The 13,964-nt window shown below is 61.2% G+C and carries 10 protein-coding genes; 5 read left to right on the forward strand and 5 right to left on the reverse strand.

All coding sequences use genetic code 11. The features are described from left to right. Positions 1-107: 107 nt before the first annotated feature. The 4 genes from EI969_RS18530 to pcaC are packed head-to-tail and all read left to right on the forward strand — an operon-like array spanning position 108 to position 4,027. Entirely contained in the window at positions 108-1,412 is a 1,305-nt protein-coding gene (locus tag EI969_RS18530) for an MFS family transporter (RefSeq protein ID WP_160389068.1), read from the forward strand. A gap of 43 nt (positions 1,413-1,455) precedes the next feature. Continuing rightward, positions 1,456-2,820, forward strand: a complete 1,365-nt coding sequence (locus EI969_RS18535; protein ID WP_160389069.1) for a 3-carboxy-cis,cis-muconate cycloisomerase — start codon at positions 1,456-1,458, stop codon at positions 2,818-2,820. A 12-nt stretch (positions 2,821-2,832) separates the two neighbouring features. Further along, the gene (pcaD, locus tag EI969_RS18540) at positions 2,833-3,624 is read left to right on the forward strand and encodes a 3-oxoadipate enol-lactonase (protein ID WP_160389070.1); all 792 of its coding nucleotides are present in this window, start codon (positions 2,833-2,835) and stop codon (positions 3,622-3,624) included. Positions 3,625-3,634: 10 nt separating this feature from the next. Continuing rightward, positions 3,635-4,027 (forward strand): 4-carboxymuconolactone decarboxylase, encoded by a 393-nt coding sequence (pcaC, locus tag EI969_RS18545; protein WP_034146727.1) that lies wholly within the window; start codon positions 3,635-3,637, stop codon positions 4,025-4,027. A 137-nt stretch (positions 4,028-4,164) separates the two neighbouring features. On the opposite strand, the gene EI969_RS18550 is transcribed toward pcaC, so the two are convergent. The 4 genes from EI969_RS18550 to EI969_RS18565 form a co-directional block, all read right to left on the reverse strand. Continuing rightward, positions 4,165-5,424, reverse strand: coding sequence for an OprD family porin (locus EI969_RS18550; protein WP_160389071.1), 1,260 nt, complete (start codon positions 5,422-5,424; stop codon positions 4,165-4,167). A 439-nt stretch (positions 5,425-5,863) separates the two neighbouring features. Continuing rightward, positions 5,864-7,324, reverse strand: coding sequence for an efflux RND transporter outer membrane subunit EmhC (emhC, locus tag EI969_RS18555; RefSeq protein ID WP_160389072.1), 1,461 nt, complete (start codon positions 7,322-7,324; stop codon positions 5,864-5,866). Beyond that, on the reverse strand, positions 7,321-10,485 hold the full coding sequence (gene emhB, locus EI969_RS18560) for an efflux RND transporter permease subunit EmhB (RefSeq protein ID WP_160389073.1): 3,165 nt from the start codon (positions 10,483-10,485) through the stop codon (positions 7,321-7,323). The genes emhC and emhB overlap by 4 nt, the downstream gene beginning before the upstream one ends. A 3-nt stretch (positions 10,486-10,488) precedes the next feature. Beyond that, positions 10,489-11,646: an efflux RND transporter periplasmic adaptor subunit gene (locus EI969_RS18565; protein ID WP_160389074.1), complete on the reverse strand. Its 1,158-nt coding sequence runs from the start codon at positions 11,644-11,646 to the stop codon at positions 10,489-10,491. Positions 11,647-11,911: 265 nt separating this feature from the next. Here EI969_RS18565 and emhR point away from each other — a divergent pair, with 265 nt between their 5' ends. Beyond that, entirely contained in the window at positions 11,912-12,544 is a 633-nt protein-coding gene (gene emhR / locus EI969_RS18570; protein ID WP_160389075.1) for an efflux system transcriptional repressor EmhR, read from the forward strand. A 355-nt stretch (positions 12,545-12,899) separates the two neighbouring features. On the opposite strand, the gene EI969_RS18575 is transcribed toward emhR, so the two are convergent. Further along, positions 12,900-13,949 (reverse strand): alkene reductase, encoded by a 1,050-nt coding sequence (locus EI969_RS18575; protein WP_160389076.1) that lies wholly within the window; start codon positions 13,947-13,949, stop codon positions 12,900-12,902. Positions 13,950-13,964: the final 15 nt, after the last annotated feature.

Raw genomic sequence — 13,964 nt, forward strand, 5'->3', positions numbered from 1 at the left:
CACCGTAAATCGCCAGCAAGCCGGCTCCTACAGAGCTGATGTATCTGCGGAACGGGACTGTTGCAAAGTGTGTCTAGACTCTCACTGTCCCCATTGAGTGAAAAACAATGACAACTGACACCGCTACACAACCGCTATACACCGGTGAGGAGCGCAGCAAGCGGATCTTCGCCATCGTCGGTGCCTCGTCCGGCAACCTGGTCGAATGGTTCGACTTCTACGTCTACGCCTTCTGCGCGATCTATTTCGCCCCGGCGTTTTTCCCGTCCGACAACCCGACCGTGCAGTTGGTCAACACCGCAGGCGTGTTCGCCGCCGGGTTCCTGATGCGGCCGATCGGCGGCTGGATTTTCGGGCGGTTGGCGGACAAGCACGGGCGCAAGAACTCGATGCTGATCTCGATTCTGATGATGTGCTTCGGCTCGTTGCTCATCGCCTGCTTGCCGACCTACAACAGCATCGGGGTCTGGGCGCCGATCCTGTTGCTCTTCGCCCGTTTGCTGCAAGGCTTGTCGGTGGGCGGTGAGTACGGCACCACCGCGACCTACATGAGCGAAGTGGCGCTCAAGGGCCAGCGCGGCTTCTTCGCTTCATTCCAGTACGTGACCCTGATCGGTGGCCAACTGCTCGCGGTGTCGCTGGTGGTGATCCTGCAACAGTTCCTCAACGAAGACGAATTGCGTGCCTACGGCTGGCGGATTCCCTTTGTGGTCGGTGCCATGGCGGCGCTGGTTTCGCTGTATCTGCGTCGTTCGCTGAAAGAAACCTCCAGCAAGGAAATGCGCGAAAACAAGGACGCCGGCAGCATCAGCGCGCTGTTTCGTGACCATAAAGCCGCGTTCATCACCGTGCTGGGCTACACCGCCGGTGGCTCGCTGATTTTCTACACCTTCACCACTTACATGCAGAAGTACCTGGTGAACACCGCCGGGATGCCGGCCAAGACCGCCAGCTACATCATGACCGGCGCGCTGTTCTTCTATATGTGCATGCAGCCGATCTTCGGCATGCTCGCCGACAAGATCGGCCGGCGTAACTCGATGCTCTGGTTCGGCGCACTGGGCACGTTGTGCACCGTGCCGATCTTGCTGAGCCTGAAAAGCGTGAGCAGTCCGTTTCTGGCTTTCGTGCTGATCACCCTGGCGCTGGCGATTGTCAGTTTCTACACGTCCATCAGTGGTTTGGTGAAAGCCGAGATGTTTCCGCCGGAGGTGCGTGCCCTGGGTGTTGGCCTGGCGTATGCGGTGGCGAATGCAATCTTCGGCGGTTCGGCAGAGTATGTTGCCTTGAGCCTCAAGGCCGTGGGCATGGAGAACTCCTTCTACTGGTACGTGACGGTCATGATGGCGATAGCGTTCCTGTTCAGCCTGCGTCTGCCGAAACAAGCGAAGTATCTGCACCACGATCTGTGATCTTTACGCGGGCCTCACCGGCCCGCGCCTCTAGGAATTGTTTATGAACCAGCGACCGGGCAATCAGTTGTTCGATGCCTATTTCACCGCCCGCGATATGCGCGCCGTGTTCTGCGATCAGGGCCGGGTCCAGGCCATGCTCGACTTTGAAGCAGCACTGGCCCGGGCTGAAGCGCGGGTCGGGTTGGTCCCGTCGAGTGCGGTCGCGCCGATCGAGGCGGCTTGCAGCGCCGGGCTTTATGATTTCGCGGCATTGGGCGAGGCGATTGCCACGGCGGGAAATTCGGCGATTCCGCTGGTCAAGGCGTTGGGCAAACAGATCGCTTCGCACAATGCCGAGGCCGAGCGTTACGTGCATCTGGGCGCGACCAGCCAGGATGTGATGGACAGCGGCCTGGTGCTGCAATTGCGCCGCGCACTGGAACTGATCGAAAGCGATCTGGCGCAACTGGGGCGGATCCTCGCTACCCAGGCCCAGCGCTATGTGGCCACGCCATTGGCCGGCCGCACCTGGTTGCAACATGCGACGCCAGTGACCCTGGGCATGAAAATCGCCGGCTGGCTGGGCGCCGTGACCCGCAGTCGGCAACGCCTGGTCGAGCTGAAACCGCGTCTGTTGGTGCTGCAATTCGGCGGAGCGTCCGGAACCCTGGCGGCACTTGGCGAGCAGGCCATGCCGGTTGCCCGGGCACTGGCCGAAGAGCTGCAACTGGCCTTGCCCGATCAGCCGTGGCATACCCAGCGTGACCGTGTGGTTGAGTTCGCTGCGGTACTCGGCCTGATCGCCGGGAGTCTCGGCAAACTCGGACGCGATATCAGCCTGTTGATGCAGACCGAGGCCGCCGAAGTGTTCGAACCTTCGGCGCCGGGCAAGGGCGGTTCTTCGACCATGCCGCACAAGCGCAATCCGGTCGGCGCAGCGGTGCTGATCGGCGCGGCGACGCGCGTCCCCGGTCTGCTCTCGACACTGTTCAGCGCCATGCCCCAGGAGCATGAGCGCAGCCTCGGCCTGTGGCATGCCGAATGGGAAACCCTGCCGGAAATCTGCTGCCTGGTGTCGGGCAGCCTGCAGCAAGCGCTGTTGATCGCCCAAGGACTGGAAGTGGATGCCGAGCGCATGGCGCGCAACCTCGATCTGACCCAGGGCCTGGTCCTTGCCGAAGCGGTAAGCATCGTCCTTGCGCAACGGGTCGGCCGCGATAGCGCACACCATCTGCTCGAACAATGCTGCAAACGCGCGGTGGCCGAACAACGTCATCTGCGTGCGGTCCTCGGCGACGAACCGCAAGTGACCGCCGAACTGTCGGCGGCTGAACTCGATCATCTGCTGGACCCTGCCCACTATCTCGGCCAGGCCCGTACCTGGGTCGAGAGGGCGGTGGCTGAACATTCTGCATTGACTGCCTGAAGGAGACTTGCTGTGGCTTTTGTACAACTCGCCGAGGGCGAACTGCATTACCAACTCGATGGACCGGTCGATGCGCCGGTGCTGGTGCTGTCCAACTCCCTGGGCACGGACCTGCACATGTGGGACGCGCAGATCCCGGCGTTCACCGAGCATTTTCGCGTGTTGCGTTTTGACACCCGTGGCCACGGCCAATCCCTGGTGACGCCGGGCCCGTACAGCATCGAGCAACTGGGCCACGACGTGCTGGCGCTGCTGGATGCCTTGCACATCGAGCGCGCGCATTTTTGTGGTTTATCCATGGGCGGGCTGATCGGCCAGTGGCTGGGGATCAATGCCGGCAATCGCCTGAACAAGCTGATCGTGTGCAACACCGCAGCGAAAATCGGCGATCCGTCGGTGTGGAACCCGCGCATTGAGATGGTGCTGCGCGATGGTCAGGCCGCCATGGTCGCCCTGCGCGATGCGTCGATTGCCCGCTGGTTCACGCCGGACTTTTCTGCGGCCAACCCGGCGGCAGCCAAGCAGATTACCGACATGCTCGCGGCCACATCGCCCGAAGGTTATGCAGCCAACTGCGCAGCGGTGCGTGATGCTGACTTCCGTGATCAGTTGTCTTCGATCAAGGCGCCGTTGCTGGTGATCGCCGGGACCGAAGATGCGGTGACGCCGCCGTCCGGCGGGCACTTCATCCAGGAGCATGTGCCGGGCGCCGAGTACGCCGAGTTCCATGCGGCGCACTTGTCCAACGTCCAGGCCGGCGCTGCGTTCAGCGAGCGGGTACTGGCGTTTTTGTCGGCTCATTAAGGGGATTGTTGTGGACGAGAAACAACGTTACGACGAGGGCATGAACGTCCGTCGCGCGGTACTGGGCGACGCCCACGTCGACCGCAGCCTGACCACCCTGACCGAGTTCAACTCGGAGTTCCAGGAGATGATCACCCGCCACGCCTGGGGTGACATCTGGACCCGCCCGGGCCTGCCGCGCCACACGCGCAGCCTGATCACCATCGCCATGCTGATCGGCATGAACCGCGAAGGCGAACTCAAACTGCACCTGCGTGCCGCCGCCAATAACGGCGTGAGCCGCGGCGAGATCAAGGAAGTGATTATGCAGAGCGCCATCTACTGCGGGATTCCGGCGGCCAATGCGACCTTCCACCTGGCCGAGTCGGTGTGGGATGAGTTGGGGGTTGAATCGCGGGAGTGATCCCGGTGATTTTGCGTTGATTGAACTGACGCCATCGCGGGCAAGCCCGCTCCCACAAAGTTTTATGTCATGCCCAAATCTTGGGGCACACACAAAACCTGTGGGAGCGGGCTTGCCCGCGATGGCGTATTTGAGATTTACAACAAGCTGATCGGATAGCTGATGATCACGCGGTTCTCATCGAACTCGTTGTTGCTGTAGTCCCGGCGCATGGTCGAATTGCGCCACTTCACGTTCAAGTCTTTCAGCGCACCGCTCTGCACGGTGTAGCCCAGTTCCGATTCACGTCCCCATTCCTTGCCGTCGGTGATACTGCCGGTGTGCACATTGTCGCCGCTGATGTAGCGGTTCATCAGGGTCAGGCCCGGTACGCCGAGGGCGGCGAAGTTGTAGTCGTGGCGTACTTGCCAGGATTTCTCCTGGGCGTTGTCGTAGCTGGAGTTGTAGCTGTCGTTGGCCAGGGTGCCGCCGCTGGTGCCGTTGACCCGCATCCAGGCATTGTCGCCAGTGAGTTTTTGCAGGCCGACGTAAAAGGTGTTGCCGCCGTACTTGGCCGAGAACAAGCCGTACATGGTTTTGTTGTCCAGCTCGCCGGCCCGGGCGCTGCCGTCGTCCTTGCCGTAGAAGAAACCGAGGTTCGCGCCCAGGGTCCAGTCGCCAAGCGGCTGGCTGTGGATCAGGTTGACGAATTGCTGGCTGTAGATGTCCTTGAGCTCAGCGTTCCACAGACCGATCTGGGTGCGTTTGTCGTTGAACACGTACTCGCCGCCCTGGAAGTTGAAACGGTCGGAGGTGAACGCGGCTTTGCCGGTCATCGACATGTCGTCCATGCTGCTGTCGTCGCGCGGGCTGTTCTGGCGGAACTGGCCGCCGTAGAGCGCCAGGCCATTGATTTCCTTCGAGGTGATCTGGCCGCCACGGAAGGTTTGCGGCAGCGAACGACCATCGTCCGAACGCAGGATCGGCAGCACCGGCATCCATTCGCCGACCTTCACTTCGGTCTGCGACAGCTTGGCCTTGAACGCCACGTTGGTGCGGCCGAAGTTGTCCGCCGGGCGGCCGTCGTGGTCCAGCGGCAGCAGTTGCGTGCCTGCGGTGCCTTTGCCGCCGTCGAGCTTCACCGAATACAAGCCGAGCACATCCATGCCGAACCCGACGGTGCCCTGGGTGAACCCGGACTTGGCGTCGAGGATGAAGCTCTGCGTCCACTCTTCAGCCTTGCCCTGGGTCTTGGTCGGGTTGGTGAAGTTGCGGTTGATGTAGAAGTTGCGCAGGTTCAGGTTGACCTTGGCCCCTTCGACAAAACCCGATTCCTCGGCGTAGGCGGGCAGGGCGGCACTGGCCAGGGCGGCGGCGATCAGGCCGGGAACGAAATACTGCGCGGTGGAAGGCGTCATGAGCTCGGGTCTCTCTAATTCTTGGGGATGAAGCGGGGTGATGCCGCAACCGGGGGTTGCAGACGAACAGTCGAAATCAGCACAAACGAAGCGGATCAGCCGGAGAGGGCGGGGCGCGGGGGCATGGTGTCGAACCTGTTGTTATTGGTTTTGTGGTTCGGATGGTGAATTGAATGTACTAGATGGTTCAATTGTAAAAAGCGGGTTTTGGGCGATTATCGAACGCAACATTGATCTGGGTTTTGTAGTGCCTGTACTGGCCTCATCGCGGGCAAGCCCGCTCCCACATTGGATCTTCGGTGAACACAGTTTTTGTATTCAACACCCATTCCCTGTGGGAGCGAGCTTGCTCGCGATGGGGCCATCACTGACAACGCAACTTTTCCCGCAGCCAACAAAAAGCCCACCAAAAGGTGGGCCCCTTGTTTCCACAGCGCTATCAGAAATACTTCATCTTCGGCGCTTCTTCTTTCAACGGCTCGTTCTTCGCCGTCTGTTCGTTCCAGCCACCACCCAGGGCCTTGTACAGGTTGACCTGGCTGACCAGCTGCGCCAGACGGTCGGTGATCAGTACCTGTTGCGCACTGAACAGCTGACGCTGGGCATCGAGGAAGGTCAGGTTGCTGTCGACACCGATGCGGTAACGACGCTCGGCCAGGCGGTAGTAGTCCTGGTTGGCACTGACGAAATCTTTCTGTGCCTGCAACTGCTGGACGTAGGTCTGGCGGGCGGCCAGGCCGTCGGCGACTTCCTGGAAGGCCGTTTGAATGGACTTCTCGTAGTTCGCCACGCCGATGTCTTTCTGGATTTTCGAGTAATCCAGGCTGGCACGCAGGCTGCCGGCGTTGAAGATCGGCAGGTTGATCTGCGGCTGGAACAGCCAGGTGCCCGAACCACCCTTGAACAGACCGGACAGATCCGGGCTCAGGGTACCGGCATTGGCCGTGAGGCTGATGCTCGGGAAGAACGCAGCCCGCGCCGCGCCGATGTTGGCGTTGGCGGCCTTCAAGTTGTATTCGGCCTGGAGGATGTCCGGACGACGGTGCAGCAGGTCCGACGGCAAGCCCGGCGGAACGTCGCTCAGCAGGTCGTCGGCAAGCGGTTTGGCCGCTTGCAGGTTGGCCGGGATACCGGTGCCGAGCAGCAGCACCAGGCTGTTCTCGTCCTGGGCGACCTGACGGGTGTACTTGGCCAGTTGTGCACGGGCGTTTTCCACCGAGGTGCGCGACTGCGCGAGGTCCAGGGCGGAAGCGACACCGACTTCGTTGCTGCGGGCGGTGAGCTTGTAGCTCTCCTCGAACGCGGCGAGGGTGTCCTGGGTCAGCTTGTACAGTTCCTTGTCGGCCTGCCAGGTCAGGTAGGCATTGGCCACGCTGGCCACCAGGCTGATCTGCGTGCTGCGGCGGCCTTCTTCGGTGGCGAAGTACTTCTGCAGGGCTTCTTCGTTCAGGCTGCGAACCCGACCGAACAGGTCGAGTTCGTAGGCGCTGACGCCAACAGTTGCCGAGTAGGAACTGGTGATGCCGGCTTCGCCGGTCTGCGAAGCGTCAGCCGGAAGGCGCTGGCGGCTGCCGCTGCCGTTGGCCGAGACGGCCGGGAACAGATCGGCACGGGAGATGCGGTACTGAGCCGCGAACGCGTCGATGTTCAGGGCCGCGACACGCAGGTCACGGTTGTTTTCCAGGGCCACCTGGATCAGCTGTTGCAGCGCCGGGTCATGGAAAAACTGCTTCCAGCCCTGCTCGGCAGCCGCCTGCGCCGGTGCCTGGGCCGGCGAGTACGCCAGGCCCTGCGGGTACTGGCCCGCCACCGGTGCTTCGGGCTGCTGATAATCAGGTATCAGCGAGCAGCCACCGAGCACGAAGGCGGCGACTGCCAGGGAGAGTAGCGACTTGCTCATTGGCCAGCCTCTTTAGGAGTTTCAGTAGCGTCATCCTGGTCGACCTTTTTACGCTGGCCAATGGACGACACGGTGACGAAAAACAGCGGGACCCAGAAGATCGCCAGCACTGTGGCGGTGATCATACCGCCGATCACGCCGGTACCGATTGCATGCTGGCTACCGGAACCTGCGCCCGTGGATATCGCCAGTGGTACCACACCCAGAACGAAGGCGAGCGAGGTCATGATGATCGGTCGCAGACGCATGCGGCAGGCTTCGATTGCCGCATCGCGCAGGCTACGCCCCTGTTCGTGCAGCTCCTTGGCAAATTCGACAATCAGAATGGCGTTTTTCGCCGCCAGACCGATAGTCGTCAACAGACCCACCTGGAAGTACACGTCGTTGGACAAACCGCGCAGGCTGGTGGCCATCAGTGCACCGATGATCCCCAGCGGCACGACCAACATCACCGCGATCGGAATCGACCAGCTTTCATACAGCGCCGCCAGGCACAGGAACACCATCAGCAGCGACAGGGCGTACAGCGCCGGCGCTTGCGAACCGGACAGACGCTCTTCGTACGACAGGCCGGTCCAGGAAATACCGACACCCGCCGGCAGTTTCTTGGCAATGGCCTCGACTTCGGCCATGGCTTCACCGGTGGAGTAACCCGGGGCCGGAGCACCGAGGATTTCCATCGCTTCCACGCCGTTGTAGCGGGCCAGTTTCGGCGAACCGTAGATCCACTCGCCCTTGGCGAATGCCGAGAACGGCACCATGGTTCCCTGGGCGTTGCGCACGTACCACTTCTGCAGGTCTTCAGGGCCCATTCGCGAGCCTGGTATGCCTTGCACGTAGACCTTCTTCACCCGACCACGGTCGATGAAGTCGTTGACGTAGCTACTGCCCAGCGCAATCGACAGGGTGTTGTTGATGTCGGCGATGGTAATGCCCAGGGCACTGGCCTTCTCGTCATCGATTTCCAGCTGATACTGCGGTTCGTCGTTCAGGCCGTTCGGACGCACCTGAGTCAGGATCTTGCTTTGCGCGGCCATACCGAGGAACTGGTTGCGCGCTTCCATCAGTTTTTCGTGGCCGATGCCGGCGCGGTCCTGCAGGAACACGTCGAAACCGGTGGCGTTACCCAGTTCCAGTACCGCCGGTGGCGCGAAAGCGAACACCATGGCATCGCGGAAGGTGAAGAAGTGCTGCTGGGCACGGGCCGCCACCTTGAACACGTTGTTGTCGGCGTTACGTTCGTCCCACGGACGCAGCATGATGAACGCCATGCCCGAACTCTGGCCGCGGCCGGCGAAGTTGAAGCCGGTCACGGTAAACACCGAGTTCACCGCATCGCCTTCACCGCCGTCCTTGCCCGGACGCAGCAGGAATTCACGCATTTCGTCGACGACCACCTGGGTACGCTGAGCCGTGGAGCCTGCCGGGGTTTGCACCTGGGCGAACAGTACACCCTGGTCTTCTTCCGGCAGGAACGCCGTTGGAATGCGGGTGAACAGCCAGATCATGCCCACCACGATCAGCAGGTACGCCAGCAGATACGGGATCTTGCGCTGCAGGATGTTGCCGACACCGCGCTCGTAGCCGCGAACGCCGCGGTCGAAGTTTCGGTTGAACCAGCCAAAGAAGCCGCGTTTCGGCGTGCCGTGCTCGCCTTTCGGAATCGGCTTGAGCATGGTCGCGCAGAGCGCCGGGGTGAAGATCAGCGCAACCAGTACCGACAGGGCCATGGCCGAGACGATGGTGATCGAGAACTGCTTGTAGATCACGCCGGTGGAACCGCTGAAGAACGCCATTGGCAGCAGAACCGCCGACAGCACCAGGGCGATACCGACCAGTGCGCCCTGGATCTGGCCCATGGACTTCTTGGTGGCTTCCTTGGGTGACAGGCCTTCCTCGCTCATCACCCGTTCGACGTTTTCCACCACGACGATGGCGTCGTCCACCAGCAAGCCGATGGCCAGCACCATGCCGAACATGGTCAGGGTGTTGATGCTGAATCCAGCGGCCGCGAGGATGCCGAACGTACCGAGCAATACCACCGGTACGGTCATCGTGGTGATCACCGTGGCGCGGAAGTTTTGCAGGAACAGGAACATCACCAGGAACACCAGTGCGATCGCTTCGACCAGGGTATGAACCACGCCCTTGATCGACTCGGTCACCACCGGCGTGGTGTCGTACGGGAACACCACTTCCATCCCTTGCGGGAAGAACGGCTTGAGGCTGTCGATGGTCGTGCGCAGGGCCTTGGCGGTATCCAGAGCGTTGGCACCGGTGGCCAGTTTCACCGCCAGGCCGGAAGCCGGGGCGCCGTTGAACTGGGCGTTGATGCTGTAGTTCTCGCCACCCAGGCCGACTTCGGCAACATCTTTGAGGCGAACCTGGGAGCCGTCCTTGTTGACCTTGAGCAGGATCTTGTCGAATTGCTCGGCGGTCTGCAGGCGGGTCTTGCCGATGATCGTCGCGTTCAGCTGGGTGCCGGGCAGGGCAGGCAGGCCGCCGAGCTGGCCGGACGACACCTGGACGTTCTGCGCGGCGATGGCGGTCTTGACGTCGATCGGGGTCAGGTTGTAGTTGTTCAACTTGGCCGGGTCGAGCCAGATACGCATGGCGTACTGCGAACCGAACACCTGGAAGTCACCGACACCGGCGGTTCGCGAGATCGGGTCCTGCATGTTCGACACGATGTAGTTGGACAGGTCGTCCTTGGTCATGCTGCCGTCACGCGACACCACGCCGATCACCAACAGGAAGTTCTTCACGGCCTTGGTGACGCGGATACCTTGCTGTTGCACTTCCTGCGGCAGCAGCGGGGTGGCCAGGTTCAGCTTGTTCTGGACCTGAACCTGCGCGGTGTCGGAGTTGGTGCCTTGCTCGAAGGTCGCGGTAATGGTCATGGTGCCGTCGGAGTTACTTTCCGACGAGACATAACGCAGGTTGTCGATACCGTTGAGCTGTTGCTCGATCACCTGGACCACGGTGTCCTGTACCGTTTGTGCCGAAGCACCCGGGTAGGTCACGGAGATGGCGATCGCGGGTGGTGCGATGCTCGGGTACTGGTTGATCGGCAACCGCAGGATCGATAGTGCCCCGACCAACATGATCACCAGGGCAATTACCCAGGCGAAAATCGGACGGTCGATAAAAAATTTCGACATGGTTTACTCCCCTTTGCCGCCAGAGGCTTTGTCAGCTGCCTGGGCGGGGGCCGGGTTCTTTACGGCTACGTTGGTCGCTTCACTGGCCTTGACTTCGATGCCAGGTTTGACGAATTGCAGACCTTCGGTAATCAGGCGATCGCCGGCCTTGAGGCCGTCTTCGATCAGCCACTGGTTACCGACGGTGCGGTTGGCCTTGAGTTGACGCAGTTCGACCTTGTTGTCCGGGCCGACGACCAGTGCGGTCGGCGAACCCTTGAGGTCGCGGGTCACGCCTTGCTGCGGGGCCAGGATCGCCGCGCTGTTCACACCGGCCAGCAACTTGGCGTGCACGAACATGCCAGGCAGAAGGGTGTGGTCAGGGTTGGGGAAAATGGCGCGCAGGGTGACGGAACCGGTGGTCTGGTCAACCGAGATTTCCGAGAACTCCAGCTTGCCGTCCAGCTTGTACTCGCTGCCGTCTTCGAGGGTCAGCTTGACCGAAGCGGCGTTGTCACCGGCCTTTTGCAGGCGACCGCTTTCCAGCTCACGACGCAGTTGCAACAGCTCGACCGAGGACTGCGTCACGTCGACGTAGATCGGGTCGATCTGCTGGATCACCGCCATCGCATCGACCTGGGCATTGCTGACCAGCGCGCCTTCGGTCACCGAGGAGCGGCCGATGCGGCCGGTCAGCGGGGCATAGACCTTGGTGTAGCGCACGTTGATCTGGGCAGATTGCAGCGCGGCTTCCGATTGCAGGCGGTTGGCGACTGCGGTGTCGTATTCCTGACGGCTTACAGCCTGCTCGTCGACCAATTGCTTGTAGCGGTCGGAAATCGACTTGGTCGAACGCAGGTTGGCTTCGGCGCTTTTCAAGGTCGCGTCATAGACCGACGGATCGATCTGATACAGCTGCTGGCCGGCCTTGACGTCGCTGCCTTCCTTGAACAGGCGCTTGAGAATGATGCCGTTGACCTGCGGGCGGACTTCGGCGATGCGGAACGCACTGGTACGGCCGGGCAGATCGGAGGTCAGGGTGAAAGCTTGCGGTTGCAGAGTCACGACGCCGACCTGAGGGGGTGGGGCGACCGGTGCTGCCTCTTCCTTTTTGCATCCGCTGAGTAGCGATGCCAGGGCGACGGCGGCGACCAGAGCGGTAACAGCTGGCTTGAATTGCATGAAAATCCTCGGGTCAGGCGCGCAAGGAGCGCACCGGAAAGGTGGAAGGTTGAAATTTGTTTACCGAGTGGATAAGTAGCTTGCTAAGGAATATACTTACGTACATGGTTGTTTGTAAAGACCCAGGCTGCGTATCACCGTCGTTACACAAGACGTTGAAAGGTAGAAATTGTAGGCCGGGGACGAACCCCCAGAACGTTCGCCCCACTTTTATTCAGCTGATATTCAGACATCGCTGAAGCACCCTGATTGAGGTTGTACTGCCATGGTCCGTCGTACCAAAGAGGAAGCTCAGGAAACCCGCGCGCAAATTCTCGTGGCGGCCGAAAAGGCCTTTTACGAGCGAGGCGTGGCGCGCACGACCCTGGCGGACATCGCGACCCTGGCCGGCGTCACTCGCGGGGCCATTTACTGGCATTTCAGCAACAAGGCGGATCTGGTGCAGGCCATGCTCGACACCCTGCATGAGCCGCTGGAAGAAATGGCCAAGGCCAGCGAGAGCGAAGACGAACTCGATCCTCTGGGCTGCATGCGCAAACTGCTGATTCATTTGTTTCATCAGATTGCGCTGGACCCGAAAACCCGACGCATCAATGAGATTCTTTTTCATAAGTGCGAATTCACCGATGAAATGTGCGACCTGCGCCAGCAACGGGTGTCAGCCAGCCTCGAATGCAATCTGCGGATCGGCCTGGCGCTGAGTAATGCGGTGAATCGTGGCCAATTGCCGGAAAACCTAGACACCGCCCGCGCTGCGATCAGCCTGCATGCTTATATCGATGGCATCCTGTACCAGTGGTTGCTGGCCCCCGACAGCTTTGAGTTACACACCGAAGCCGCGCGTTGGGTCGATACAGGGCTGGACATGCTGCGCTTGAGCCCCAGCCTGCGCAAATAAAGCAAAATGCGTAATCGGCGTCTTGTGTGTCAACCGTTGAAGCCGAAGATGAACAGTTCTTCACGCGTCCTTCGACAATGGGGTGCTTTTATATACTTACAGTCGGCAGGTTGACAGGTAGCAAGCTCAGTAATTTGTAGGGATTTTGTGTCGAGTCTGTGAGCATCTGCCGATAATCGCACCCCCTGTGGGAGCGAGCTTGCTCGCGATAGCGGTGTGTCAGTCGACGTCTTCGTTGATGGTTACGCCGCCATCGCGAGCAAGCTCGCTCCCACAGTAGATGGTGTTAATCCGCCAGATAACAAAAAGCCCCGGCTCTTTCGAGTCGGGGCTTTTGCGTTTCAATGGCAGCGGCTTACAGCGTCGGGTAGTCGATGTAGCCGACCGGGCCCTTGGCGTAGAACAGTTCCGGACGCGCTTCGTTCAGCGGCGCATCGGCTTTCAAGCGGGCCGGCAAGTCCGGGTTGGCAATGAACGGCACGCCAAAGGCGACCGCATCGGCCTTGCCGCTGGCCAGCCAGGCATTGGCGCTGTCCTTGGTGAAGCGCTCGTTGGCGATGTAAGGGCCGCCGAAGGCTTCCTTGAGCTGTGGGCCGAGGCTGTCCGCACCTTCTTTCTCGCGGGAGCAGATGAAGGCGATGCCACGCTTGCCCAGTTCACGAGCCACGTAGGTGAAGGTTTCAGTCAGGTTGTCATCGCCCATGTCATGGGAATCGGCGCGTGGTGCCAGGTGCACACCGACGCGGCCGGCGCCCCAGATTTCGATGGCGGCGTCAGTCACTTCCAACAGCAGGCGGGCACGGTTTTCCAGGGAACCGCCGTAGTTGTCGGTGCGCTGGTTGGTGCTGCTTTGCAGGAACTGGTCGAGCAGGTAGCCGTTGGCGCCGTGGATTTCCACGCCGTCGAAGCCGGCGGCCTTGGCGTTCTCGGCACCGACGCGGTAAGCGTCGACGATGTCGGCGATTTCAGCGGTTTCCAGGGCGCGCGGCGTTGGGTAGTCGGCCATCGGGCGCACCAGGCTGACGTGGCCCTTTGGCTGTATGGCGCTCGGCGCGACCGGGGCATCACCGTTCAGGTACGACGGGTGCGACACCCGGCCCACGTGCCACAGTTGCAGGAAGATCTTGCCGCCCGCGCCATGGACCGCCTTGGTCACGTTGGACCAGCCACGTACCTGGTCGTTGGACCAGATGCCCGGGGTGTCCGGGTAGCCGACGCCCATCGGGGTGACCGAAGTGGCTTCGCTGAGGATCAGGCCGGCGGAGGCGCGCTGCACGTAGTACTCGGCCATCAGCGCGTTCGGCACTCGGCCTTCGTCGGCGCGGCAGCGGGTCAGCGGCGCCATGATGATGCGGTTGGCCAACTCGAGGTCGCCCAGTTTGATCGGATCGAAAATAGTCGTCATCTAATACAACCCTCG

Origin of the sequence: Pseudomonas sp. PB101, from assembly GCF_009764265.1 — a bacterium.
GTDB lineage: Bacteria > Pseudomonadota > Gammaproteobacteria > Pseudomonadales > Pseudomonadaceae > Aquipseudomonas.

What these genes read in the sequence shown, in the direction of transcription:
- EI969_RS18530 (WP_160389068.1), top strand. Translation starts at nt 108, where the DNA reads ATGACAACTGACACCGCTACACAACCGCTATACACCGGTGAGGAGCGC.
- EI969_RS18535 (WP_160389069.1), top strand. Translation starts at nt 1,456, where the DNA reads ATGAACCAGCGACCGGGCAATCAGTTGTTCGATGCCTATTTCACCGCC.
- EI969_RS18550 (WP_160389071.1), bottom strand. Translation starts at nt 5,424, where the DNA reads ATGACGCCTTCCACCGCGCAGTATTTCGTTCCCGGCCTGATCGCCGCC.
- emhC (WP_160389072.1), bottom strand. Translation starts at nt 7,324, where the DNA reads ATGAGCAAGTCGCTACTCTCCCTGGCAGTCGCCGCCTTCGTGCTCGGT.
- emhB (WP_160389073.1), bottom strand. Translation starts at nt 10,485, where the DNA reads ATGTCGAAATTTTTTATCGACCGTCCGATTTTCGCCTGGGTAATTGCC.
- EI969_RS18565 (WP_160389074.1), bottom strand. Translation starts at nt 11,646, where the DNA reads ATGCAATTCAAGCCAGCTGTTACCGCTCTGGTCGCCGCCGTCGCCCTG.
- emhR (WP_160389075.1), top strand. Translation starts at nt 11,912, where the DNA reads ATGGTCCGTCGTACCAAAGAGGAAGCTCAGGAAACCCGCGCGCAAATT.
- EI969_RS18575 (WP_160389076.1), bottom strand. Translation starts at nt 13,949, where the DNA reads ATGACGACTATTTTCGATCCGATCAAACTGGGCGACCTCGAGTTGGCC.